General features: G+C 67.9%; 24 protein-coding genes. 7 read left to right on the forward strand and 17 right to left on the reverse strand.

Annotation, left to right across the window (positions count from 1 at the left end; translation table 11 throughout):
• Position 1: 1 nt before the first annotated feature.
• The 5 genes from ORK51_RS05020 to ORK51_RS05040 form a co-directional block, all read right to left on the reverse strand.
• Positions 2-1,894, reverse strand: coding sequence for a 4-alpha-glucanotransferase (locus ORK51_RS05020; protein WP_266084382.1), 1,893 nt, complete (start codon positions 1,892-1,894; stop codon positions 2-4).
• On the reverse strand, positions 1,891-3,627 hold the full coding sequence (gene treZ / locus ORK51_RS05025; RefSeq protein ID WP_323053981.1) for a malto-oligosyltrehalose trehalohydrolase: 1,737 nt from the start codon (positions 3,625-3,627) through the stop codon (positions 1,891-1,893). Before treZ ends, ORK51_RS05020 begins: the two co-directional genes overlap by 4 nt.
• Positions 3,624-5,864, reverse strand: coding sequence for a 1,4-alpha-glucan branching protein GlgB (gene glgB, locus ORK51_RS05030; protein ID WP_266084383.1), 2,241 nt, complete (start codon positions 5,862-5,864; stop codon positions 3,624-3,626). The genes treZ and glgB overlap by 4 nt, the downstream gene beginning before the upstream one ends.
• Positions 5,861-7,420 carry a glycogen synthase GlgA gene (gene glgA / locus ORK51_RS05035; protein WP_266084384.1) on the reverse strand — a complete coding sequence of 520 codons (1,560 nt, stop codon included), beginning with the start codon at positions 7,418-7,420 and terminating at the stop codon, positions 5,861-5,863. The genes glgB and glgA overlap by 4 nt, the downstream gene beginning before the upstream one ends.
• A 338-nt stretch (positions 7,421-7,758) precedes the next feature.
• Positions 7,759-7,923: a hypothetical protein gene (locus tag ORK51_RS05040; protein WP_266084385.1), complete on the reverse strand. Its 165-nt coding sequence runs from the start codon at positions 7,921-7,923 to the stop codon at positions 7,759-7,761.
• Positions 7,924-8,048: 125 nt separating this feature from the next.
• Between ORK51_RS05040 and ORK51_RS05045 the strand changes: the two genes are divergently transcribed.
• From ORK51_RS05045 to ORK51_RS05055, 3 genes are all read left to right on the forward strand, one after another.
• Positions 8,049-8,831, forward strand: coding sequence for a DeoR/GlpR family DNA-binding transcription regulator (locus ORK51_RS05045; protein ID WP_266084386.1), 783 nt, complete (start codon positions 8,049-8,051; stop codon positions 8,829-8,831).
• A 25-nt stretch (positions 8,832-8,856) separates the two neighbouring features.
• The gene (locus tag ORK51_RS05050) at positions 8,857-9,996 is read left to right on the forward strand and encodes an MFS transporter (RefSeq protein WP_266084387.1); all 1,140 of its coding nucleotides are present in this window, start codon (positions 8,857-8,859) and stop codon (positions 9,994-9,996) included.
• Between the two features lie 168 nt (positions 9,997-10,164).
• Positions 10,165-10,989 carry an isocitrate lyase/PEP mutase family protein gene (locus ORK51_RS05055; RefSeq protein ID WP_429000615.1) on the forward strand — a complete coding sequence of 275 codons (825 nt, stop codon included), beginning with the start codon at positions 10,165-10,167 and terminating at the stop codon, positions 10,987-10,989.
• A 6-nt stretch (positions 10,990-10,995) separates the two neighbouring features.
• Here ORK51_RS05055 and ORK51_RS05060 read toward each other — a convergent pair whose 3' ends face one another.
• Together ORK51_RS05060 and ORK51_RS05065 are read right to left on the reverse strand one after the other, a co-directional pair.
• On the reverse strand, positions 10,996-11,316 hold the full coding sequence (locus ORK51_RS05060; protein ID WP_266084389.1) for a DMT family transporter: 321 nt from the start codon (positions 11,314-11,316) through the stop codon (positions 10,996-10,998).
• Positions 11,313-11,684, reverse strand: a complete 372-nt coding sequence (locus tag ORK51_RS05065; protein WP_266084390.1) for a DMT family transporter — start codon at positions 11,682-11,684, stop codon at positions 11,313-11,315. Before ORK51_RS05065 ends, ORK51_RS05060 begins: the two co-directional genes overlap by 4 nt.
• A 297-nt stretch (positions 11,685-11,981) precedes the next feature.
• Here ORK51_RS05065 and ORK51_RS05070 point away from each other — a divergent pair, with 297 nt between their 5' ends.
• Positions 11,982-12,848, forward strand: a complete 867-nt coding sequence (locus ORK51_RS05070) for a LysR family transcriptional regulator (RefSeq protein WP_266084391.1) — start codon at positions 11,982-11,984, stop codon at positions 12,846-12,848.
• Here ORK51_RS05070 and ORK51_RS05075 read toward each other — a convergent pair.
• The 3 genes from ORK51_RS05075 to ORK51_RS05085 all read right to left on the reverse strand — a co-directional run bounded on the left by ORK51_RS05075 (position 12,821) and on the right by ORK51_RS05085 (position 15,012).
• Positions 12,821-13,747, reverse strand: coding sequence for a M14 family metallopeptidase (locus tag ORK51_RS05075; protein WP_266084392.1), 927 nt, complete (start codon positions 13,745-13,747; stop codon positions 12,821-12,823). The genes ORK51_RS05070 and ORK51_RS05075 overlap by 28 nt on opposite strands.
• Positions 13,748-13,812: 65 nt before the next feature.
• Positions 13,813-14,469, reverse strand: a complete 657-nt coding sequence (locus tag ORK51_RS05080; RefSeq protein ID WP_266084393.1) for an SDR family oxidoreductase — start codon at positions 14,467-14,469, stop codon at positions 13,813-13,815.
• A gap of 78 nt (positions 14,470-14,547) precedes the next feature.
• Complete coding sequence (locus ORK51_RS05085; protein ID WP_266084394.1) at positions 14,548-15,012, reverse strand: (R)-mandelonitrile lyase; 465 nt, start codon at positions 15,010-15,012, stop codon at positions 14,548-14,550.
• Positions 15,013-15,215: 203 nt separating this feature from the next.
• On the opposite strand from ORK51_RS05085, the gene ORK51_RS05090 reads away from it, so the two are divergent.
• Entirely contained in the window at positions 15,216-16,109 is an 894-nt protein-coding gene (locus tag ORK51_RS05090) for a LysR family transcriptional regulator (protein WP_266084395.1), read from the forward strand.
• Between the two features lie 113 nt (positions 16,110-16,222).
• Here ORK51_RS05090 and ORK51_RS05095 read toward each other — a convergent pair whose 3' ends face one another.
• Both ORK51_RS05095 and ORK51_RS05100 read right to left on the reverse strand, forming a co-directional pair.
• Positions 16,223-17,200: a zinc-binding dehydrogenase gene (locus tag ORK51_RS05095; RefSeq protein ID WP_266084396.1), complete on the reverse strand. Its 978-nt coding sequence runs from the start codon at positions 17,198-17,200 to the stop codon at positions 16,223-16,225.
• A gap of 51 nt (positions 17,201-17,251) precedes the next feature.
• Complete coding sequence (locus ORK51_RS05100; protein ID WP_261996748.1) at positions 17,252-18,022, reverse strand: TspO-related membrane protein; 771 nt, start codon at positions 18,020-18,022, stop codon at positions 17,252-17,254.
• Positions 18,023-18,138: 116 nt separating this feature from the next.
• Here ORK51_RS05100 and ORK51_RS05105 point away from each other — a divergent pair, with 116 nt between their 5' ends.
• Both ORK51_RS05105 and ORK51_RS05110 read left to right on the forward strand, forming a co-directional pair.
• Complete coding sequence (locus ORK51_RS05105; protein WP_046273600.1) at positions 18,139-19,479, forward strand: Nramp family divalent metal transporter; 1,341 nt, start codon at positions 18,139-18,141, stop codon at positions 19,477-19,479.
• Positions 19,480-19,563: 84 nt separating this feature from the next.
• Positions 19,564-20,397: a class I SAM-dependent methyltransferase gene (locus tag ORK51_RS05110; protein ID WP_266084397.1), complete on the forward strand. Its 834-nt coding sequence runs from the start codon at positions 19,564-19,566 to the stop codon at positions 20,395-20,397.
• A gap of 82 nt (positions 20,398-20,479) precedes the next feature.
• On the opposite strand, the gene ORK51_RS05115 is transcribed toward ORK51_RS05110, so the two are convergent.
• From ORK51_RS05115 to cyoB, 5 genes are read right to left on the reverse strand one after another with little or no spacing between them, the layout of a single operon-like run.
• Positions 20,480-21,049: an SCO family protein gene (locus tag ORK51_RS05115; RefSeq protein ID WP_266084398.1), complete on the reverse strand. Its 570-nt coding sequence runs from the start codon at positions 21,047-21,049 to the stop codon at positions 20,480-20,482.
• On the reverse strand, positions 21,046-21,528 hold the full coding sequence (locus tag ORK51_RS05120) for a copper chaperone PCu(A)C (protein ID WP_266084399.1): 483 nt from the start codon (positions 21,526-21,528) through the stop codon (positions 21,046-21,048). The genes ORK51_RS05115 and ORK51_RS05120 overlap by 4 nt, the downstream gene beginning before the upstream one ends.
• Entirely contained in the window at positions 21,525-21,878 is a 354-nt protein-coding gene (cyoD, locus tag ORK51_RS05125; protein ID WP_266084400.1) for a cytochrome o ubiquinol oxidase subunit IV, read from the reverse strand. Before cyoD ends, ORK51_RS05120 begins: the two co-directional genes overlap by 4 nt.
• Positions 21,875-22,513 (reverse strand): cytochrome o ubiquinol oxidase subunit III, encoded by a 639-nt coding sequence (cyoC, locus tag ORK51_RS05130; protein WP_266084401.1) that lies wholly within the window; start codon positions 22,511-22,513, stop codon positions 21,875-21,877. The genes cyoD and cyoC overlap by 4 nt, the downstream gene beginning before the upstream one ends.
• The gene (gene cyoB / locus ORK51_RS05135; RefSeq protein ID WP_266084402.1) at positions 22,510-24,489 is read right to left on the reverse strand and encodes a cytochrome o ubiquinol oxidase subunit I; all 1,980 of its coding nucleotides are present in this window, start codon (positions 24,487-24,489) and stop codon (positions 22,510-22,512) included. Before cyoB ends, cyoC begins: the two co-directional genes overlap by 4 nt.
• Between the last annotated feature and the right edge of the window lies 1 nt (position 24,490).

Below are 24,490 nucleotides of genomic sequence, written 5' to 3' on the forward strand. Positions count from 1 at the left end.
CTCAATGCTCCTGGCCGCGGCGGGCCGCGGCGAACTGCTGCAGCGAACGGTCCAGCGTCCGCAACGGCAACGGGGATGGCAGGCGCTGGCGCCAGTTCGGGTGGATGGCGACCGTGCCCGGGAGATTGACCTGGCCACGCAGGCCCAGCGCGTCTTCCACCGGCAACAGCGCCAACGGCGCCGGGCTGGCGGCGACCTGCCGCAGCGCGGCCAGCCGGAGGGCATCCGGCGCAGCGCCATCGGTGCCGACCGCGCGGGCCAGCCGCGCCACGTCCTCGCGCCGCGCGGCCATGGCCTGCGCGGTATCGGCGGCCGGCGCTGCGCCCAGGCGCGCCCGCCAGCGCAGGTCATCGCCGTGTTGCCAGCCTTCCAGCGTTGGCAGATCGTGGGTGCCGGTCAGTGCGACGGCGTCACTCCGCCACTGCGCCGGCGGCAGGAAGTCGCCGTCCGGCGCGCGGGTGAAGGCGAGCACATCCATGCCGAGCACGCCGCGCGCGGCCAACGTGTCACGAATCCCGGGCGGCACAACCCCGAGATCTTCGCCGATGACAATGCAGCGGTTGCGCCAGGATTCCAGCGCAAGCAGATTGAGCAGATCGGCCAGCGGATAGCGCAGGTACACCCCCTGCCCCGAGCCCGCGCCGTGTGGCACCACCCATAGCCGCTGCAGGCCGAGAATGTGGTCGATCCGCACCCCGCCCCGGTCACGCATCACGGCGCGCAGCAGGGTGATGAACGGCGCAAAGCCGCTGCGGCGCAATCCATCCGGCGAGTAGCTGCTGATGCCCCAGACCTGTCCGCCAGGGGCGAAGGCGTCCGGCGGTGCACCCAGTACCAGCCCACGCAGGGCGGTGTCGGCAGCCGCGGCCGCCTCGGCGCCATCGGCGGTGAAGCCGACCGCCAGGTCGGCGATCAGGCCCGATGCCATGCCGGCCTCCTGCGCGCGGCGTTGCGCCTGCTGCCAGCTGCGCGCAGCGCGCCATTGCGCATGCACCTGCAACGCTGGATCGCGCTGGCCCATCGCGGCGGCGTTGCATCGTGCGAACGCGGCCAGTGCAGCGCCGCCCTCCTGCTCGAAGCCACGCAGATCACGCTGCAGTGCCTCTGGTGCCTGGGTGAACCGCTGGTACGACTGCTGCAGGCGATGCCACTTGCGTGCCGCCGCGCCGGCCCAGTGGATCAAGCCATCCGCCGGCGTCGGGTCCGGCGCATCGTCCTCGGCCATGTCCCACTCCTCCAGCGTGCCGGCATACACCGGCTCGAGAAAGCGACGGTCACTCGGCGAATAGGGACTGAAGGACGCATCGATCCGGCCCGCGGCGTGCAGCGGGCTCAGCGCCACCGCATCGCCACCGGCGGCGGCAATGCGCTCACACCACTGCTGTGCAGCACTGCTGTCGCCGATGCCGTCATCACCGGCACGGCGCGCGGCATATACCTGGAGCACCGCGCCCCAGCTGCGCGGCTCGGCGAGACCGGTGGCATCGGCCACGCTGAAGCAGCGCGTCGGCGCCACCGCCACGGCATGCTCATCCTGCCCGACGCGCAGGCGCCAGTAGCCGGGCTGCTCCGGCACTACCCAGACACCGGCTCGTGCCCGCGTCGCCGGCATGGTGTGACCGCGTTCATCGCACCACTCGCCTGCGCCTTCTACATCCAGCAGCAGGGGCTCACCGAGCTGCACGGTGCGCAGCGACGGGACGGCGCGCTCGTGCAGGCAATGCTGCAGGCTCTGCTGGCACTGCACCGGTGTTCCCGCGCGCCAGCCCAATGCGTCCAGCACGCTCTGCAGGGTGTCCTGTTCGACGAGGCGCGGCGTGCCGTGCACGTCCTCCCAGCGGATCAGCAGCCCGGCGGCCTCGGCCAGGCTGGCAAGCGCGGGCGTGGCGTTCATGCCGCCACGCGCCGCACCAGCAGCGCGGCCGGTGCCAGCAGCTGGCCGTGCCCGACCTCGCCCAGCTGCAGCACGGTTTCGCCATAAGGTAGATCGGCCAGCACGGCGGTCTGGCCAAGGTTGAAGGCCAGCCACCATTGGGCATCGCCCAGTTGCCAGCCTGCGCGTACTGCGCCGTTGCCGAGCACGCTCGCGCCGAGGCTGCGCGCGTGCCGCAATTGCGGCACCAGGTACTGCCAGCGCAGGGCCAGCACGCTGCGGAAGGCCGCCAGCCACGGGTTCTGCTGACGTGCTTCGGCTGACGGCAGCGGCGCCTGCGATGCCTGGAAGGTCGCCAGGGCATTCGGGTCCGGGATCGAGGCCTGCGCCTGCGGATCGGCAAAGGCACTGAAGTGGCTGAACTCGGCACGGCGGCCATCGCGTACCGCCTGGTCAAGCGGCGCATCGAAATCGGTGAAGAACAGGAAAGGCTCGCGCGCGCCCCACGGCTCACCCATGAAGAACAAGGGAATCATCGGTGTCAGGGCGGTCAGCGCCAGCGCCACCTGCAGCCGCTCGGGCGACACCAGTGTCTGCAGGCGGTCGCCGAAGGCGCGATTGCCGATCTGGTCATGGTTCTGCGCGAAGATCACGAAGTGCGCCGGCGACAGCCCCGCACTGGGTTCGCCCCGCCGCTGCCCCAGGCGGTTGACTTCCCCCTGCCAGGCAAATCCCTCGGCCAGCACCCGCGCCAGCTGTGCGGTCGGGTTGGCCGCGAAATCAGCGTAGTAGCCCTCGGTTTCGCCGGTCAGCAACACGTGCAGCGCGTTGTGGAAGTCGTCATTCCACTGCGCGGTGTAACCATCGGCCAGCAGCGAGGCGGTGTTGTGCTCGTTCTCCAGGATCAGGTGCACCTGGTGCGACGGCCCGTGCGTCTGGATCGCCTCGCGCAGCTGGGCGAGGAACGACGGCGGCTGGATCGCGTGTACGGCGTCCAGGCGCAGGCCATCGAACCGGTACTCGCGCAGCCACATCAGCGCGTTGTCGATGAAAAAGCGCTGCACGTGCGGTTCGCGGAAGTCGATCGCCGCACCCCACGGGGTGGTAACGTCGTCACGGAAAAACGCGGGCGCATACTGCGGCAGATGATTGCCCTCCGGGCCGAAGTGGTTGTAGACCACGTCCAGCAGCACCATCAGGCCCAGCGCATGCGCGTGGTCGATCAGCGCCTTGAGCTCATCCGGGCTGCCATAGGCGGCGGCCGGCGCGTAGGGCAATGCGCCGTCGTAGCCCCAGTTGCGCGTCCCCGGAAAGGTGGCCAGGGGCATCAGTTCAAGGGCGGTGATGCCCATCGCTGCGAGTACCGGGAGTTGCGCCTGCAGCGCGGCGTAGCCGCCCACAGCACCCACGTGCACTTCATAGAGGACGGCTTCCTCCCACGGCCTGCCCGCCCAATCGGCGTGCTGCCATGCATGGCCATCTTCGTCCAGCACGGCACTGGGGCCGTTGAGCCCTTCGGGTTGCCAGCGCGAGGCCGGATCGGGAACGCTGAGCGTCCCGTCGATGCGGTAGCGGTAGCGCGCCCCCGGTGCACAGACCAGCCGGATCCAGTAGCTGCCGTCGTCGGCTGCCTGCATCGGCAGCGCCTCGCCGTCGAGCAGCAGCTCCACGGAGTGCGCGGCCGGCGCCCAGAGACGGAAGACATGGTCACCTCCAGGCTGCCGCCAAGCGCCGAATCGCTCTCCCGCCGTCACCCCTCCACCTGCAGGAACACAGTGGACAGTGGCGGCAGGGTCAAGGCCAGTGACTGCGCGTGCCCGTGCATCGCGATCGGCAGGGTATCGACCTGCCCATGGTTGCCGATGTCACTGCCACCGTAGAAACGGCTGTCGCTGTTGAACACTTCCTGCCAGCGCCCGGCGTGCGGCACCCCTACGCGATAGCCCTGGCGCGCCATCGGGGTGAAATTGCTGACCGCCAGCAGCGGGCCCGCGCGGCCACGCGGATCATGGCGGATGAAGGCGAGCACGCTGTTGACGTGATCGTCGCCCACACTCCACTCGAATCCCTGCTCGGTGCGGTTGCCGTGCTGCAGCGCCGGCAGCTCGCGCAGCAGCCGGTTGAGGTCGCCGACCATCCGCGCCACGCCCGCGTGGGCCGGCTCGGACGCCTGTGCCCAGTCCAGCTGAGCATCGTGGTTCCATTCGGTGCATTGCGCGAATTCACCGCCCATGAACAGCAGTTTGCTGCCCGGATGGGCCCACATGAAACCGAGGTAGGCCCTGAGGTTGGCCAGCTGCTGCCAGCGGTCGCCGGGCATCTTGCCCAGCAGCGATCCCTTTCCGTGCACCACTTCATCGTGGGAGAGCGGCAGGACGAACTGCTCGGAGAAGGCGTACATCGCGCTGAAGGTCATCTGGCTGTGATGGTGCGAGCGATGGATCGGGTCGCGCCCCAGGTAGCTCAGCGTGTCGTGCATCCACCCCATGTTCCACTTGTGGGTGAAGCCCAACCCGCCCTCGCCGCTGGGGGCGGTCACGCCCGGCCACGCAGTGGATTCCTCGGCGATCACCAGCACGCCGCGTGCCTGCCGGGCGACGGCATCGTTGAGGTCGCGCAGGAAGGCGATCGCTTCCAGGTTCTCGCGGCCACCGTGCGCGTTGGGGATCCACTGCCCGTCCTCGCGGCTGTAGTCCCGATACAGCATCGAGGCGACGGCATCCACGCGCAGGCCATCGATATGGAACCGCTCGATCCACTCCAGTGCGCTGCCGATCAGGAAGCCGGTCACTTCGCTGCGGCCGAAGTTGTAGATCAGCGTGTCCCAGTCCGGGTGCAGGCCCTGGCGCGGGTCATCGTGCTCATACAGCGCGGTGCCGTCGAAGCGTTGCATGCCATGGGCATCGGACGGGAAATGCGCGCCGACCCAGTCCACGATCACCCCCAGTCCAGCCTGGTGGCAACGATCGACGAAGCGTGCGAAACGGTCCGGCCCGCCGTGCCGCGCGGTGGGGGCGTACAGGCCAAGCGGCTGATAGCCCCACGAACCGCCGAACGGATGCTCGCTGACCGGCAGCAGTTCGATATGGGTGAAGCCCAGGCCCGTCACGTAGGGAATGAGCTGGTCGCCGAGCTGGTCCCAGTCGAGCACGTCGCCGTTGTCACTGCGCCGCCAGGAACCGGCGTGGACTTCATAGATGGAGATCGCGCGGTCGTCCATCGATGCGCGCGCCTGCATCCAGGCGTCGTCCTGCCATGCACGTTGCGCCCCATCGGCCACCACCGAGGCCGTGCCCGGCAGCAGCTCGGACTGGCGGGCCATCGGGTCGGCCTTGTGGGTCAGCCGGGTGCCGTCGGCTGCGGTGATCTCGAACTTGTAGCGCGCGCCGGCCTCCACGCGCGGCAGGAAGATCTCCCACACGCCAGCGCCATGGCGCAGCCGCATCGGGTGACGCCGCCCGTCCCAGCCATTGAAGTCGCCCACCACCGAAACACGGCGCGCGTTCGGGGCCCAGACGGCGAAACGCACGCCATCGATACCCTGCTGCTGTGCCTGGTGCGCACCCAGCGCCACGCGGATGCTGTTCGGGTCGCCGGCGGCGATGCCGGCCAGCGCGTCCTCGTCCAGCACGGGGCCGAAGGCGTAAACGTCTTCGATCTCCTGTTGCACGCCACCCCAATCGACCCGCAGCAGGCTCACCACGGGCCCCTCGATGGGCGCCTCGAAGATGCCCTCGCCCATGGCGGCCATCGGCCGCCAGTGGCCGGCCGTGTCGCGGCGCAGGACCGCCAGTGCGGCCGGGAACAGCACGTGCAGGCGCCAGGCGCCGGTGGCATCACGGTGGGGGCCCAGCAGCGCGAAGGCATCGCCAGGCGCGCCGGCGGCAATCGACGCCCGCGCCGGCGACAACGCCGCCTCGGCCAAAGGCGCTGCGGACACGCTCTCACCGCCGGGCTCGATCCCGGCATCCAGTTCCCATTGCGTGCTCATGCGCGTGCTTCCGTGGTGCGTTGATAAAGATCCAGGTAATGCGTGCCGGCGATATCCCAGCCGCTCGGGCGCAGCATCGCCGCGCGGCGCATCGCCGCCATCAGCCCGGCCTGACGGAAGGTGCGGAATGCACGCTGCACGCAGCGGCGCAGCGCATCGGCTTCGGCGCCGTTGAACAGGAAGCCGGTGACGCCATCGTCCACGGTATCGATCAGGCCGCCGGTGGCGTGCGCGATCGGCAGGCAGCCGAAGCGTTGGGCGTACATCTGGCTCAGGCCGCACGGCTCGAACCGCGATGGCATCAGCAGGAAGTCGGCGCCGGCGAACATGCGGCGCGCAAGCGTTTCATCGAAACCGATGTAGGCCGAGACGCTACCCGGATAGCGGCGCGCGAGTTCACGCACCTGCGCTTCGATCTGAGGCTCGCCACCGCCGATGATGACCAGCTGGCCACCGGCGGCGACGATCTGCGGGGCGACGTCGCAGGTGAGGTCCAGGCCCTTCTGGTGGACCAGCCGCGAGACCACCGCGAACAGTGGACCCCGGCTTTCGGGGAGGCCGAACGCACGCCGGACATGGCGCGCGTTGTGGTCGCGCCCTTCGCAGGACTGCACGCTGAAATGCACCGGCAGGTGATGGTCGGTGCGCGGGTCCCAGCTGCTGTCGATGCCGTTGACGATGCCGCTCAGGTGCCCCAGCGCTGCACGGCGCGAGAGCAGCCGGTCCAGGCCACAGCCCTCCGCCGGCGCGGTGATCTGCGCGGCATAGCTGATGCTGACCGTATTGACCTGGTCGGCATGCACGATGCCGCCGCGCAGGAAGGACAGCTGCCCGTGGAAATCCAGCGCTTCACGCTGCGCCTCGGCGATGCCCAGGTCCGCGGCCAGGCTGGCCGGGAACAGGCCCTGGTAGGCCAGGTTGTGGATGGTGAGCAGGCACGAGGCCTTGCTGCCCGACCAGCGCACGTAGGCTGCGGCCAGCGCGCACGGCCAGTCATTGAGGTGCAGCAGGCCCGGCGTCCAGTCCATGCCGGCCTCACCTGCGGCGATCACCGCCGCCGCGCGCGACAGCGTGGCAAAGCGCACCGCGTTGTCGGCCCACGGCTCCCCGGCAGCGTCGACGTACGGCGAGCCGTCGCGTTCATAGAGCTCCGGGCAGATCAGCACGTAGACCGGCAATCCGTCGTCCAGCACGGTGTGTGCGATCACGCAGGCTGGCAACGCCGCGTGCGCCGGGGTCTGCCCGATCACCTGCATCGGCCCGGTGCGCTCGAGCACCTCGCGATAGCCGGGAATCAATACGCGCATGTCCGCGCGGTCGCGCAGCGCACGCGGCAGCGAGGCGGCGACATCACCCAGGCCGCCGGCCTTGATGTAGTCGGCCATCTCCGAGACGACAAACAGCACGCGATGGTCGCGGCCACTGGCACGTTCGATGTGGTCGCCAGGCACGACGGTCTGCGTGATGCGGCGCCGGCGCGCACGCAGGGCATCGGTTTTGACCAGGGCCTCGGCCTTGGCGGCGGAGACCTCACGGGTGCGATTGCGAGCGGACATTGGGGGAAGACTCAACGGGGGAGGCATGGCGCAGCCACTCGCCGCCCCGCGCGTGATACGCACAGGACGAAGCGTGATCTGCCTGGAAAAAGAATCGGTCGGAGACACAACCTCGACCTGTGGATCGAATCTACACTCCCGCTGAATCAATGGACTGTGAACCCTCGGCGACGATTTGTTGACTACGCGGGACGTCGCTGCCGAAAACGGTCCACAACGCCTTGCACGACGCGCGCATTGCGCTCGATGAATCTTTCAGATTCGATGAAAACCGTGTGCGCACCTACCGTTGGCGAGTGCGGTGCGCCATGCATATCGACATGCCTTCTGGTTCTGGATCAAACCAATGTCGTGACCCAGAACATCCTCCAGACCTCCGTGCCGTTGATGGCAGTGATGGCAGTGATGGCAGTGATGGCGGCGATGGCTGCGATGGCGGCGACGCCGACGATGGCGGCGACACCAGAGTCGACATAGAGGCCAGCGACGCCAGCGACGGCCATGTTCGACCGGCGGGCTTACCCGCGAGCAAGGCGGTCGAATGCGGCCGCTCCGGGCATTTGCACGTTCATGCGCACTTCAATAGAATGCGCACTAACACGCAGACTCAGCACAGGCCGCTCTCGCCATGACACCCGCCCCGGACACGCTCCCCAGCGAACGCCAGCAGACCATCCTCGGCCTGCTCCAGCAACATGGCCGTGTTCTTTCGGCCCAGCTGGCAGTGGACCTTCAGGTTTCCGAGGACTCGATCCGCCGCGATCTGCGCGATCTCGCGCAGCAGGGCCTGTGCCGGAAGGTGTATGGCGGCGCCCTGCCCGCCACCCCGGACTTTCCGCCGCTGAGTGCCCGCCAAACCGTGCAGAAAACGCAGAAACAGGCACTGGCACGCGAGGCCGCCGCACAGATCCGGGCGGGCGACACCGTCCTGCTCGATGCCGGTTCCACCAACAGCGCCATCGCCGCCTGCCTGCCAGCGCTGGAAGGGCTGCACATTCTGACCAATGCACCGGATATCGCGCTCACCCTGATGGCGCGCGGCGGCATCGAGGTCACGCTGATCGGCGGCCGCCTTGATCCGCGCATCGGCGCCACCGTGGGCGCGCAGGCGCTGGAGGCCATGGGCGGACTGCGCGTGGATCTGTTCTTCATCGGCACCTGCGCAGTGGATGCGCAGCAGGGTCTGTGGGCGGTCGATGGCGAAGAAGCCGCCCTCAAGCGGGCGATGCTGGCTGCCAGCAGCCGCTGCGTGGTGGTGGCCACCAACGACAAGCTCGGCGCCCAGGCGAGCCATCGCATCGGCAGCGTCGATGACATCGATGTGCTGGTGCTCGAAGCCGATGCGCCTGCGCCGCAGATCGATGCATTCGTCCGTCGCGGCGTGGATATCCAGCTTGCCTCGCGCCGTTGACCCTTTCCCAGGAATCTCCAGACTGATGACCCCGCTCTCTTCCGTTGCTGCCCGCGGGCAGCAGCACGCCACCCGCGCCGCCTTTTTCCTGCCCGGCTTCGCCACCGCTGCCTGGGCGCCGCTGGTCCCGTTCGCCAAGCACCGCACCGGGCTGGATGAAGGTTCGCTGGGCCTGGTGCTGCTGTGCCTGGGCGCCGGCTCGCTGCTGGCGATGCCGATCGCCGGCATGCTCGCCGCACGCCACGGCTGCCGCGCGGTCATGATCGCCACGCTGGCGATGGTGATCGCCCCCCTTCCCCTGCTCGCCGTCGCGCCCTCGCCGCTGACCCTGGGCCTGGTGCTGTTCGTGTTCGGTGCCGGCGTGGGCGCCTGCGATTGCGTGATGAACATGCAGGCGATCATGGTCGAGCGCGACAGCGGCCGGCCGATGATGTCCGGCTTCCACGCGTTCTACAGCATCGGCGGTGCCGTCGGTGCCGGCGCGATGACCGCCCTGCTCGCGGTCCACCTGCCGCCGTGGCTGGTCTGCCTGCTGGCGTCGGCGGTGATGGCCGCGCTGTTGGCCCTTTCGCTGCCGCACTGGCGGACCGACAAGGCCCCCAGTGATGCACCGATGTTCGCGGTGCCGCACGGCGTGGTGCTCGCGATCGGCGTGCTGTGTTTCGTGGCGTTCCTGGCCGAAGGCTCGGTACTGGACTGGAGCGCGGTGTTCCTGCATGAGGTGCAGCAGGTCGATCCCTCGCGCGCCGGCCTGGGCTACCTGGCCTTTGCCATCGCGATGACCGTGACCCGTCTCGTCGGCGATGGCGTGGTGGCCAGGCTCGGCCGCCATCGTTCGATCCTGATCGGCAGCCTGGTCGCGGCGTCCGGTTTCGCGCTGGCAACGTTCGCTGCCTGGATGCCGCTGGCCCTGTGCGGTTATGCCCTGGTCGGCCTGGGCTGCGCCAACATCGTGCCGGCCCTGTTCTCGATGGCCGGCAACCAGAAGGTCATGCCGGAAAGCCTGGCCATCCCGGCGATCACCACGCTCGGCTATGCCGGTGTGCTGGCAGGCCCGGCACTGATCGGTTTCGTGGCGCAGGCCAGCAGCCTGGTGTTCGCCTTCAGCGCGGTGGCGGTGACGCTGGTGCTGGTGGGGCTGTGCGCGCGGTGGGTGCGCGCCTGAGACTGCCCGGACTGTTCCTCGCTAACGCCCGTAGCGCGCGAGGATCACCAGCACCAACAGTGCGATCGCGGCCAGTACGAGCAGCATCAGGAAGATCATGCGATAGCGCAGCATGGGCGTGGCAGCGGCGGGCGTTACCATCAGGGCACTGCTTACCGGATGCGCACGATGACGGACCTGTCCTTCGATCCCCGCCCGCGCCGCGCGGCCTTCCGCGCGTTGCACGATGACGGCTGCTTCGTGCTGCCCAACCCGTGGGACGCCGGTAGCGCACGCTATCTGCACAGCCTCGGTTTCCAGGCATTGGCCTCCACCAGTTCCGGTTATGCGTGGAGCCAGGCCCAGGCCGATGGCACGTTGACGCTGGAGGAAACGCTCGCCCATCTCCACTCCCTCGCCGCCGCGACCCCGCTGCCGTTGAACGCCGATTTCGGCGATGGCTTCGGCACGCTGGAGGAGGTCGGCCGCAACGTCGCCCTTGCCATCGCCACGGGCGTGGCTGGCATCTCCATCGAAGACGCCAGCCCGGACCCGGACCATCCGCTGCGCACGCTGGACGATGCCGTGGCCCGGGTGCGCGCGGCGCGCCGTGCGATCGACGAGGCCGATGAGGACGTGGTGCTGATCGGCCGTGCCGAGAATTTCTTCGTCGGCCGCCCGGACCTGGAGGATGCGATCACGCGGTTGCGCGCCTATGCCGAGGCAGGTGCGGACTGCCTCTACGCACCGGGCATCAGCACCCGCGAGCAGATCGAGGCGGTGGTGGCCGCAGTGGCGCCGCGACCGGTCAACCTGCTGGTGGGCAGCGCGTTGCCGTTCACCCTGCAGGACATTGCCGCCATGGGCGTGCGCCGGGTGAGCGTTGGCGGTGCGATGGCGCGTACTGCCTGGGGCGGGATGATGCGCGCCGCGCAGTTGCTCAAGGACGAAGGCCGCTTCGACGGCTTCGCGGACGCGGCCTCCGGCACGGTGTTGAACCAGTTGTTCCGCTGAGCGGGATCAGTGGCTGGACAGCACCACTACCGCCGCGGTGACCAGCGCGATGCCCACCCAGCCGATCGGGCGCAGACGATTGCCGAACAGCACGCGCCCGCACAGCGCGGTGCCGATCACACCGATCGCACCCCACATCGCATAGGCCGTGGCCAGGTCGAGGGTCTTGACCGCCTGGCCGAGCATCGCGAACGCGATCCAGACCAGCACGATCGCGGCGACGCCCCACGCCGGCTTACGGAAGCCATCGGACTTGGCGACCATCATGTTGGCCGCGATGTCGATCAGCGCCGAGCAGACCACGAACAGGAAGGCGTTGAGATTCATGACGTGTGCTCCTCACCGAGCGTGACGCAGACGATGCCGACCGCCGCCATCACCAGGCCGATCATCTGCTGCATCGACAGGCTGTCCTTGAACACGAAAATACCGACCAGGGTCAGCAGGGTCAGGCCAAGGCCTTCCCATACCGCGTAGGCGACACCGACCGCGATGCCGCGCACCGACAGCGCAAGGAAGTAATAGGAAATGGCCAGGGCCACGGCCATCACGGCATAGCCCACATAGCCGCCATGACGGGCGGCATCGGCCATGAACGAGGTACCGACCACTTCGGCGACGATCGCCACGGTCAGGCAGGCCCAGGCGATCAGGCCGCCGCGGGCACGGGGTTGCGAATGCACCTGTGTGTGCATGGAAAGCTCCTTGATTGCGGCCGGTGCGCACCGGCGGAATGCCGGGCACCGGGGCATCGGCCGGGATGGCGGATGCGCGTGCGTCGCTGCTGGCCGGGTGACATGGCTGCCGACACCGGGTCGGCACGTGGCCCGGTAAATCGGGCACGCAGTCCGGTAAATCCGGGCATGCAGTCCGGTAGGTACCGACCGTTGGTCGGTACGGCAGCCGGTCAATGGCACCCAAGCGACGCGCCCATTATCATCGTCTTTTCCATCAGTCCCAAGATGGAATCCATCGGCAAAGGCGATACATCCATGCGTTATGGCCCTGAATCCCTGCACGCGTTCGTCGAGGCCGCGGCCCTCGGCTCGTTCTCCGCCGCCGCACGCCGTTTGAAGAAGACCCAATCCACCATCAGCACCGCGATCGCCACGCTGGAAGCGGATCTGGGCCTCACCCTGTTCGATCGCAGTGGTCGTTACCCGGTGCTGACCGAAGACGGCCGCAAAGTGCTCGGCCATGCGCAGGAAATCCTGGCCGCCGCCGACCGCCTCGAGCAGCTCAGCATCCGCCTGGCCGACGAGGTCGAACCGCGCCTGACCCTGGTGTTCTCGGACATCTACCAGCTCAATCCCGACCAGCATCTGCTGCGCCGGTTCGAGCAACGTTTCCCGGATATCGAACTTGAGTGGCTGGATGCCGAAGGCGGCGACGTGCTCGAGGTGGTGCAGCGCGGGCGCGCCCAGCTCGGGCTGATCCCGCATCAGCCGTCCTATCCTTTCGAACTGGCGGTACGCGCCCTGCCCCTGCGTGCGGAGATGGCGGTATTCGTGGCCGCCGCTCACCCGCTGGCCGCCGTGGCCACGCCGGAGGAATCGCACCTGGCCCGTCATCGCCAGATCTGCCTGAGCGGCGACGCCTGCCGTGAGGGCCACGCACGCGGGCGGACCTGGTCAGCCTCGGACTACCTGATGGTGCTGGAGATGGCCGAGGACGGCTTCGGCTGGGCCGAACTGCCGCGCGCGCTGGTCACGCGCTACGGCCGGGGCATGCTGGTGGAGCTGCCCCTGCCGGGCTGGCCACGGCTGGTTTCCACCGATGCGGTGTGGCGCAAGGGCGCGCCGCTGGGGCCGGCCGCGCTGTGGTTGCTGGATCAGTTCCTGGGGGCGGCCAACGCGTAATCGATCGCCGCGCAGATCGCCGCCACCTGGGCATCGTTGCACTGCTGCGGGGTGGCGCGCGGGCTGTCCGGGTACACCTCGGTGGTGGTGGTGAAGGTCGCACCGCTGACACTGGCGCACAGACCCAGCTTTTCCAACGGATATTCGATCACGCCGGGGGCGACCACCGGCGAGCCGATGATTTCGCCCTTGTCGTCAGCCGGGGCGATGTGGGTCACCCGTTCGACGGCCGCGTTGACGGCGGTCTGGAACGCAGGCTGCGGGTTCTCGCTGTCATCGACCAGATAGAAACCATCCGGGATCAGGCCCGGCTCGAACGGCTTGCCGTCGCGCGCGGCCAGGGCCGGGCGGAACTCGGTTTCATCGCTGTCCGTGGTTTCGTGCAGGTCGATATGCATCACGATACTGCCCTTCAGCGGCGCGACCAGCGCGATCAGCGCGGCCGCTTCGGCCGCCGGGCTGTTGACCATGAAGGAGCGGTTCGGATCGATCGCCTCGGCGTTCCAGCGCTGGATGCGCTCATAGCCCCACGGGCTGACGCAGGGCACCACCAGCAGATTGGCGCGCCCGGCGTACTCGGCCGCGCGGGTCTGCAGGAACTGAAGGGCACCCTGCACCCCACTGGTTTCGTAGCCGTGGATGCCGCCGGTGACCAGCATCGTCGGCAGCGCGGGGTTCCAGTCGCGGCTGCGCACGGCGAACAGCGGGTACTGGTCCGGGGCGTAATCCAACGTGCCGTACTGGCTGACATCGAAGCGGCCGCGCAATGCCTCCAGCACCGGCAGCACGTCATCGGCATAGCGCCGCTGCGGCACCTGGCGGGCACGCCACTGCGCCTTCTCCGCAGCGCCCCAGGGCTGGCCAGGGGTACCGATAGGATAGAAGGAGGCGTTGGTCATGGCGTGCTCGTCTGTGGTGCGGTGTGGAAGCGCGATTTTACCATTGCCGCACCAGGCAGCCCCGCTTACGCGTGGTCGAGCGCGGCGATCGCTGCATCGACAGGCTGGTCGCCTTCGGTCAGCTCGATGATCGTCCGCCGCAGCTGCGGCTGTTCCACCAGCGCGACCAGGGTGGCGGCCACATCGGCACGCGGGATGTCGCCATAGGCGATCGCCGGTCCCGCGGTGACGCGGCCGGTGCCTGCTGTATCTGTCAAGGTGCCCGGGCGCAGGATGACCCAGTCCAGATCGGTCGCGGCCAGATACACATCGGCGCGCTTCTTGACCGTCATGTAATTCTCGAAGCCCTCGCCCATGGCCTTGTTGCGGCCGGCTTCGGGGAATGCCGACACCAGCAGGAAACGACGCACGCCCGCCTGCCGCGCGGCATCCACGGCAAGTTCCAGGCCGCGGCCATCGATGGCGTTGGTCACGTCCACGCCTGCGCCGCCCGCACCGGCGGTGAAGACCACCACATCGCTGCCCGCCATGCTGCGGGCGAGCGTGTCCATGTCGATGGCGGTGAGGTCGCCGGGGACCGGCGTGGCACCCAGCGCGCTGAGTTCATCGCCCTGCCCGGCACGGCGATGCAGCGCGAGCACGCGATGCTCTCTCTCAACCAGCTGCTTGACGAGATGACGACCCACCTTGCCGGCCGCGCCGACGATGAAGACAGTGCTCAAGACGCTTCTCCTGTTTCGATCCAGCGGCAAGCCTACGCAGGCGGATGTGACACGACCGTCCCCATCGCGCGCCGACGTTCAGCCGCCGCTGTACTGCGCGTCGCTGACCTGTTCCATCCACGTCACTGGCGAGCCGTCCACCGCTTCGGCAATCGCGATATGCGTCATTGCCGTGGTGGCCTGCGCGCCGTGCCAATGCTTGACGCCCGGTGGAATCCAGACGATGTCGCCCGGGCGGATCTCGCGCGCGGGCTTGCCCCACTCCTGCACGCTGCCCACGCCTGCGGTGACGATCAGGGTCTGGCCCAGCGGATGGGTATGCCATGCGGTGCGGGCACCGGGCTCGAAGGTGACCGTCGCTCCGCCGACCCGCGCCGGCGCATCGGCCTGGAAGGGCGCATCGATGCGGACGCGGCCGGTGAAGTAATCGGCCGGGCCGGCCGCCGAGGCGGTGCTGCCGGCGCGGGTGATGACGATGGGCGCCGCTTCGGCGGGCGCGGTGGCGGCCATCGAAAGCGATAGCGCGGCGGTGAACAGGTCCATGAAGCGATCTCCTGTGGTGAGCGACGGAGCACGCCGCCGGGACCCTCACTCTAGGCCTGGCTCCACACGGGAACTACCCATCGCAACCGGGATGCAGCCATGACTGATCCTCATCAATGGGTAAACAACGCTACTTGAGTTCATCAGTCGGGCCCGCGCATCATGGGCGCGCATGACTGCCATGCGCCCTCGGCCCCCGCTCCATGGCCCGCGAGAATTTCAACGATCTGCAGGTGTTCGTGACTGTCGCGCGCGAGCGCAGCTTCACCCGCGCGGCCGCCCAGCTCGGCGTCTCGCAGTCTGCGCTGAGCCACACCGTCCGCGGCCTGGAAGAGCGGCTGGGCGTGCGCCTGCTGACCCGGACCACGCGCAGCGTCTCGATGACCGAGGCTGGCGAGCGCCTGTACGACACCGTCGCGCCGCGCATGCAGGAGATCGAGGCCGAAGTGGCCGCGATCAGCGAGTACCGCGACCGCCCGGCCGGCACGATCCGCATCACCACGGCCGAACATGCGGCCAACACGATCGTCTGGCCGCGGCTGTCGGCCGTGCTGCCCGCCTACCCCGACCTGCGTGTGGAGCTCACCATCGACTACGGCCTGGCCGACATCGTCGCCCAGCGCTACGACATCGGCATCCGTCTGGGCGGGCGCGTGGCCAAGGACATGATCGCCGTGCCGATCAGCCCGCCGCAGCGCATGGCGATCGTGGCCAGCCCGGCCTACTTCGCCACGCATACCGCGCCGCAGGTGCCGGCCGATCTGGCCGCACACAACTGCATCGGCATGCGCCTGCCCACCCACGGCGGGCTGATGGTGTGGGACCTGGAAAAGGACGGCGAGGAGGTGAACGTGCGCGTGGACGGCCAATGGACCTTCAACGGCAGCAGCGCGATCCGTCGCGCCGCCCTGGCCGGTGCCGGACTGGCCTATCTGCCCGAGGACATGGTGCTTGAGGACATCGCCGCAGGTGCCTTGCGGCGTGTCATGCCGGACTGGTGCGATCCCTTCGACGGCTATTACGCCTACTACCCCAGCCGCCGGCATTCCTCCAGCGCGATGCGCGTGGTGATCGAAACATTGCGCGCAGAACGGTAGAGCCGACCGTTGGTCGGCTCACGCGGCGCCACATCCCACGTAGAGCCGACCGTTGGTCGGCTGACGCAGTACCCGATCAAGGGCAGCCGACCGTTGGTCGGCTCTACCTGTTCTCAGGGGCGCAGCAGCACCTTGCCGTTACGGCCTGGCTCCAGGCTGGCCTTGGCGGCGTCGGCCACCTCGTCCAGACCGAACACACCGTCCACCGGCAGACTCAGCCCGCCACCCGCAGCCAGCTGCAGCAGCTCCCCGACCAGGCGCCGCTTGTCGTCCGGCGCCATCGCCTGGCTCACCTTGCTGCCCCAGAAGCCTTTCACTGTGGCCTGTTTGAAGATCACATCGCCGGAGCTGAGCTGCATCGGCTCACCGGTCATCGAACCGAACGACACCAACGTGCCGCCATCACCCAGCAGGGTCATCAACTCGCTGCTGGCACGCCCGCCAACCGAGTCCACGGCGGCGGCGATCGATGCCTTGCCAACCGTGGCCTGCACCTGGGCCATCCAGTCGGACTGCGCGGTGGAGATGGTGTGGTCGATGCCAAGTCCGGCCATCTCGGTCACGCCCGCGTCGCGCCGCACCAGGTTGATGCAGTGCACGCCACGGGCCTTGGCCAGCATTGCCAGCGCCTTGCCGACCGCGCCGTTGGCCGCGTTCTGGAGAATCCACTGGCCTTGCTTCACCTGCAGGAACTCCAGCAGCATCAAGGCACTGAGCGGCATGGCGATCAGCTGTGCCGCCGCGTTGTCATCGATGCTGTCGGGCATGGGAATGACCATGCGCGCCGGCGCGATGAAGTACTCGGCCCAGGTGCCGTGCACCGACGCGGCGCTGACGCGCTGGCCGACCTTCAGGCCTTCGACGCCTTCGCCGAGCGCGTCGATCACGCCGGTGCCTTCGCTGCCACCGACCGCGGGCAGCTCGGGCTTGTAACCGTACTGACCGCGCACGGTCCACAGGTCGTGGTTGTGGATGGGCGCCAGCACGGTGCGGATGCGCACCTCGCCGGCCGCGGGGGCCGGCTGCGGCACGTCGCCGCCGTGCAGGACCTGGGTCGGGTCACCGAAGGTGGTGTGGATGGCAGCGCGCATCAGTCGCGCGCCTTCATTGCGATGTTCATGGGGTATCTCCTGCAGAAAGTATCAACGGCGATGACGATGGGCGGCGACGATGGCGCGCGGCTGGTGCCAGGCGCGCACGCGCAGCCAGATGGTCTGGATCACCACGATGATGATCAGCACCAACGCCAGGATGGCGATGTTGTGGGCCCCCGGCAGATCCCAGCCGGACTGCTTGACGTACATCCCGGCCAGCGCCCAGATGACGGCCGCCGGATAGGCGAAGTGCCCGCGCAGCAGCTGGTTGACCACCAGCACCAGCAGCGTGGCCAGCACCAGCAGCACCAGGCTCCAGCCGAGCATGTTGTCGGTCGGCAGCCAGCCATGGGCGACGATCACCTGGGCGGTATTGAGGAAGGCCGCCAGCGACAACCAACCGGCATGCAGCGCCAACGGATAGGCAGCCCACGCACGCTGGCCACCCGGCGCGGTGACCGGCGAGGCGCGGTAGGCAGCCACGATCACGCAGAGCAAGGCGGCCCAGATGACCGCCAGCGCCGGGAGGAACCACTGGTTGGAGAACACGGGCATCCAGGCGGCGGTCAACGCGAAACCGGCCGCCGCCCACGGGCGCACCCCGGTGATGTCCGGCTTGCGCAGGCGCAGCTGCCAGAACCCGAACAGCACGTCCCACAGGAAGATCAGGCCCCAGATCGCGAAGGCATAACCGGCCGCGACCAGCAGGGTCGGGTACTGGTCGGACACTGCACCGTTGGTCGGGCCGAACGCGCCGGTCTGTGAGAACCACGCCACCACGGGCATGGCCAATGCGGCCAACAACACGATCCAACGCATGCATCCACTCCAGCTGAAAAGAGCGGTGACGATACGCGGTTCAGGGTTAAGGCGTTGGGAGGCCACAGATTGCAAAGCCTTACTAACATAGCCTCTGCTATATTGCGGCCGTGGACATCCAACGCCGCCCAGAAAACGCCCCCGCTTGGCCGTCCTCGGCCGGGCATACGCCCAGCCTGGGCGAGATGAACGCGAGCGTCGCGGTCCCGAGTGGCGGTCACTGGTGGTTCCGGCTGCTGGCCTTCCTCGGCCCGGGCTACATGATCTCGGTCGGCTACATGGACCCGGGCAACTGGGCCACCGACATCGCCGGCGGTGCGCAGTTCGGTTACCTGCTGCTCTCGGTGATCCTGCTCTCCAACCTGATGGCCATCGTGCTGCAGGGGCTTTCGGCACGGCTGGGCATCGCCACCGGGCGCGATCTGGCGCAAGCGTGCCGCGACCACTACTCGAGGCCGGTCAACCTGGGCCTGTGGCTGCTGTGCGAGATCGCGATCATCGCCTGCGATCTGGCGGAAGTCATCGGCACGGCAATCGCGCTGAAGCTGTTGTTCGGGATCCCGCTGCTGGCCGGCGCGATCATCACCGCGGTGGACGTGGTGCTGGTGCTGCTGCTGATGAACCGTGGGTTCCGTGCCCTTGAGGCGTTCGTGATCGCGCTGCTGCTGGTGATCTTCGGTTGCTTTGCGATCCAGATCTTCATCGCCGCCCCGCCGCTGCAGGCGGTGCTGGCCGGGTTCATTCCGCACGCGCAGGTGGTGACCGATCCCAAGGCCCTGTACCTGGCGATCGGCATCATCGGTGCCACCGTGATGCCGCACAATCTCTACCTGCACTCCTCCATCGTGCAGACCCGCGCCTACCCGCGCACGGATGCCGGTCGCCGCAGCGCGCTGCGCTGGGCGGTGACCGACAGCACCATCGCGCTGATGCTGGCGTTGTTCATCAACGCCTCGATCCTGATCCTGGCGGCCGCGGTGTTCCATGCGCACGGCCGGACCGATGTGCAGGAGATCGAGCAGGCCTACGAACTGCTCGCGCCGATGCTGGGCGTCGGCCTGGCCTCGACGTTGTTCGCGGTCGCCCTGCTCGCTTCGGGCATCAACTCCACCGTGACCGCGACGCTGGCCGGCCAGATCGTGATGGAAGGTTTCCTGCGGCTGCGGATCGCCCCGTGGGCGCGGCGCCTGATCACCCGCGGCATCGCGATCGTGCCGGTGGTGGTGGTCACCGCCATCTATGGCGAGCAAGGCACCGCACGGTTGCTGGTGTTGAGCCAGGTGCTGCTCTCGATGCAGCTGCCGTTCGCGGTGGTGCCACTGGTACGGTTCGTCTCGGACAAGGCCAAGATGGGCGCGCTGGTGGCGCCGAGGTGGTTGATCGCGCTGTCGTGGCTGATCGGCGGCCTCATCATCGTGTTGAACGTGAAGCTGCTGGTGGATGTGTGGCGGGGCTGAGCCGCGGCGCTTGACCTCAACGTTGGTTGAGATGGCACAGTGCATTTCCCTCATCCCACTGGCACGTCCAGATCGAGCCGCTCAATGACCGATAACTCGCAGCACGCGTTATGGAATGGCCCGGCCGGTGAGGCCTGGGTGCACGCGCAGCGCCTCCTCGACCAGATGTTCGCGCCGCTGGCCGACCACCTGCTGGCCGCGATCGCGCCGGGCGACGATCTGCGGGTGCTGGATGTGGGCTGCGGCACCGGCGCGGTGGCGCTGGGCATGGCCGGGCGCCTGGGGCCGGAGGCGCACGTCACCGGGGTCGATATCTCCGCCCCGATGATCGCCCTGGCGCGCGAGCGCGCGCAGCGCGCCGGCCTGGCCGTGGAGTTCATCGTTGCCGACGCGCAGCAGCACGCATTCGCCCCGGGGAGCCTGGACCGGATCGTGTCGCGCTTCGGCGTGATGTTCTTCGATGAGCCGGTGCAGGCCTTTGGCCAACTGCAGCGCGCCGCCAGACGCGGCGGGGTGCTGCAGGCGCTGGTCTGGCGTGGGGCGGACGAGAATGCCTTCATGACCACCGCCGAGCGCGCCGCGGCGCCCTGGCTGACGTTGCCACCGCGCCAGCCCGGCGCACCGGGTCAGTTTGCGTTTGCCGATAAGGCCCGGGTCGAGCAGATCCTGGGCGACGGCGGCTGGGAGGATATCGAGCTGCTGCCGCTGGATGTCGTGTGCCGGATCAACCGAGCGGATCTGGCGACGTACGTCTCGCTGCTTGGACCGGTCGGGAGCGCACTGCGCAACAACAACCTGGCTGCGGACGTACGAACGAAGGTGCTCGAGGAGGTGCTGCATGCCTTCGAGCCGTTCGTCGACGGCGAGTCCGTAACCTTCACCGCGGCCTGCTGGGACGTGCGCGCCCGCGCGTGGTGACCACCGGGCGGATCCATCCGCGCGGTGCGCGCCTGCACGGTCCATGGCCATGCGACGGCGTGGGGAGTGGCCTGCAGCCCGCTTACGTGCCGGCCTCGACCAGCCGCACGCGCAGCTTCTCGACGATATCCTGTTCGCTCATTGCATAGCCGTAGACATCCTGCAGCTGGCCGTCAGCACCGAGCAGGAACCACGAGGCCGTGTGCTCGAAGGTCGCCCGGTCCCCTTCGCCGACGCGTCGATAGCTCACGCCCAGGCTCTCGGCGATGGCGCGGGTACCGGCCTCGTCGCCGGCCAGGCCGAGGAACGTCGTATCGAAGGCCGCCAGGTACTCGCGCAGGTGCTCGGGCGTATCGCGCCGGGGGTCGACGGTGACGAAGGCCACCTGCAGCTGCTCTGCCGCGGGGCCCAGCAGCCGCTTGATCTGCACCGCCTTGACCAGGCTCAGCGGGCACACTTCGGGGCAGTGGGTGAAGCCGAAGAACAGCAGCGTCGGCGTGCCCTGCAGGTCGCGGATCGCCAGCGTACGTCCGTCGCTGCTCTCCAGCTTGACCGCGCCGAGTGCCGCCTGGCCCATTACCGGTGCCTGATCATCGGCGCAACCGGCCAGCAGCGCCACCGTCACGATGCCCGCGGCGACCCATCGCCTCACTTCGCCGCTCCGTGCAGCACCAGGCCATCGCGCACGCTGAAGTCCACCACCTGCGGTGCACTGCGGGCGAACTGCAGCCTCACCCGCACCGTCTGCCCGGCCGACAACGGCCGCTTTGGCTTGAGCAGCATCAGATGGTAGCCACCTGGCTCCAGCGCGACGGTCTGCCCCCCCGGCAAAGCCAGGCCATCGGGCAGCGCCTGCATGCGCATCACTTCACCGTCCATGCGCATGGCATGGATCTGCACCTCGGCGAATATCGGGGACGCGGCCGACAGCAGCCGGTCATCACCGCCGCCGTTATGCAGCAGCACGTAACCGGCGGCGACATTCGCCGCCGGCGGTGGCAGGCGGACCCAGGGATCGCTGACCGACACCGTTGCCGCGGTGTGGGCCTGCGCGGCCGCAGCCACCACCGGCATCACGGGAGAGGAGAACAGCAGCCCGGCCAGCAGGGTTGCGCAGGATGAGCGGCTCATGGCGTGCCCGACATCTGCATCGGCATCATGTTGAGGTTGGCGTTGTGCATGACCCACAGCGAACCGGCCACCACGATGGCGATCAGGAAGGCGGTGCACAGGAAGATGCCGGTGTTCTCGCGCTGGCTGCGCCCTGCCCCGATATGCAGGAACAGCACCAGCTGGGCGACCAGCTGGACCACGCACAGCACCACGATGGCGGTCAGCCGCAGCGGCTGCGGGACCAGATCGGTCATGACCACGCCGAACGAGGCGCCGGTCAGGACCAGGCACAGCAGCAGGCCGAGGATGTAGCCCGTCAGGGTGGCATGGCCGCCACCGTGATCGGCCTCAGGCGCGTTCGCGCTCATACAAACTCCCTCAAGTAGACGAAGGTGAACACACAGATCCAGATCAGATCCAGGAAGTGCCAGAACAGGCTCAGGCACGCCAGGCGGCGGCGCACGATGCCGTCCAGGCCGAACTTCAGCACCTGGTGGATCATGATCGCCAGCCACAGCAGGCCGAAGGTGACGTGCAGGCCGTGGGTGGCCACCAGCGTGAAGTACGCCGAGAGGTAGGCACTCACATCCGGCGTTGCGCCTTCATGGATCAGCTCGGCGAACTCATACAGCTCCATGCCGATGAAGACCGCACCGAGCACGCCGGTCACGGCCAGCCAGCCCACCACCGGGTTGCGCTTGCCCGCCTGCATGCCGAGCATCGCCAGGCCGAAGGTGAAGCTGCTGAGCAGCAGCACCACGGTCTCGGAGAGCACGAAACCGAGCTTGAACAGTTCCTTGCCGCTGGGGCCGTCGGCCGTTCCGTTGAGCAGCACGCCGAAGGTGGCGAACAGCACCGCGAAGATCAGGCAGTCGCCCATCAGGTACATCCAGAACCCGACGACGGTCTTGCTGCCATCGTCGTGATGCGCGTGGGCAGGGTCGTGATGACCGGCCGCGAGCTGCCCGTGCTGCGTGGCAGCGGTGAGGGTATCGCCGCTCATGCCTTGGCTCCTTCCATCTGCGCGAAGTGCGCGTCTTCGATGCGCTTCACCTCGGCGGCGGGCACGTAATAGTCCACATCACGGTTGTACGAGCGCAGCACGAAGGTGGCGATCACACCGATCAGGCCGATGCCGGCCAGCACCCACATGTGCCAGACCAGGGCAAAGCACAGCACCAGGCTGAACACCGAAATCACCACGCCGGAGGCAGTGTTGCGCGGCATGTGGATGTCCTCGTAGCGGTCCTGGCGCTGCCAGGCACGGCCGTGCTGCTTGTCGTCCCAGTGCTGTTCCAGCGAGGTGATCGCCGGCAGCCTGGCGAAGTTGTAGAACGGTGGCGGCGAAGAGGTAGCCCACTCCAGGCTGCGCGCGTTCCACGGGTCGCCGGTGAGGTCCATGTTGGCCTTGCGGTCACGCACGCTGACATAGAACTGGATGAACATCGCGGCGATGCCGGCGGCGATCACCAGCGCACCGACGGCGGCCACGATCAGCCACGGCTGGTAACCCTCCACGCCGTAGTGGTTCATGCGGCGGGTCATGCCCTTGAAGCCCAGCACGTACAGCGGCATGAAGGCCAGGTAGAAGCCGACCAGCCAGCACCAGAACGAAATCTTGCCCCAGCGCTCGTTGAGGGTGAAGCCAAAGGCCTTGGGGAACCAGAAGCTGATGCCGGCCAGGCAGCCGAACACCACGCCACCGATGATCACGTTATGGAAGTGCGCGATCAGGAACAGGCTGTTGTGCAGCACGAAGTCCGCGCCCGGGATCGCCAGCATCACGCCGGTCATGCCGCCCAGGGCGAAGGTGACCATGAAGCCGATCGTCCACAACGTCGAGGAGTGGTAGCGGATCCGCCCGCGGTACATGGTGAACAGCCAGTTGAACAGCTTCACCCCGGTGGGGATCGAGATGATCGAGGTCATGATGCCGAAGAAGGCATTCACGTTCGCGCCCGAGCCCATGGTGAAGAAGTGGTGCAGCCACACGAAGAACGACAGGATGCCGATCGACGAGGTGGCGTAGACCATCGAGCGGTAGCCGAACAGCGGCTTGCCCGAGAACGTGGCGATGATCTCCGAGAACGCGCCGAAGCACGGCAGGATCAGAACGTAGACTTCCGGGTGGCCCCAGATCCAGATCAGGTTGACGTACATCATGGCGTTGCCGCCGGCGTCATTGGTGAAGAAATGCATCCCGAAATAGCGATCCATGGTCAGCAGCGCCAGGGTCGCGGTCAGCACCGGGAAGATCGCCACGATCAGGATGTTGGTGATCAGTGCGGTCCAGGTGAACACCGGCATCTTCATCAGGTCCATGCCCGGCGCACGCATCTTGAGGATGGTGACGATGAAGTTCAGGCCGGTCAGCGTGGTGCCGATGCCGGAGACCTGCAGTGACCAGATGTAGTAGTCCACGCCCACCGTGGGGCTGTACTCGATCCCGGACAGCGGCGGATACGCCACCCAGCCGGTCGCGGCGAAATCGCCGACGAACATCGACAGCATCACCAGCACCGCGCCCACCGCCGACAACCAGAAGCTGAGCGAGTTGACGAACGGGAAGGCGACGTCGCGCGCGCCGATCTGCAGCGGCACCACGATGTTCATCAGGCCCACGATGAGCGGGGTCGCCACGAAGAAGATCATGATCACGCCATGCGCGGTGAAGATCTGGTCGTAGTGTTCCGGCGGCAGGTAACCGGCGCTGTCATTGGCGGCGATGGCCTGCTGGGCCCGCATCATCAGCGCATCGGCGAAGCCGCGCACCAGCATGACCAGGGCCAGGATGATGTACATCACACCGATTTTCTTGTGGTCCACCGAGGTGATCCACTCGGTCCAGAGGTAGCCCCACTTCTTGTAATACGTGATGGCCACGACGATCGCCACGCCCAGCAGCAGCGAGCCGACCAGCGCCGACATGATGATCGGGTCGTGGTAGGGAATCGCTTCGAGGTTCAACTTTCCAAGCACA

The organism is Stenotrophomonas sp. RIT-551, assembly GCF_026241915.1.
GTDB classification, from domain to species: domain Bacteria; phylum Pseudomonadota; class Gammaproteobacteria; order Xanthomonadales; family Xanthomonadaceae; genus Stenotrophomonas; species Stenotrophomonas bentonitica_A.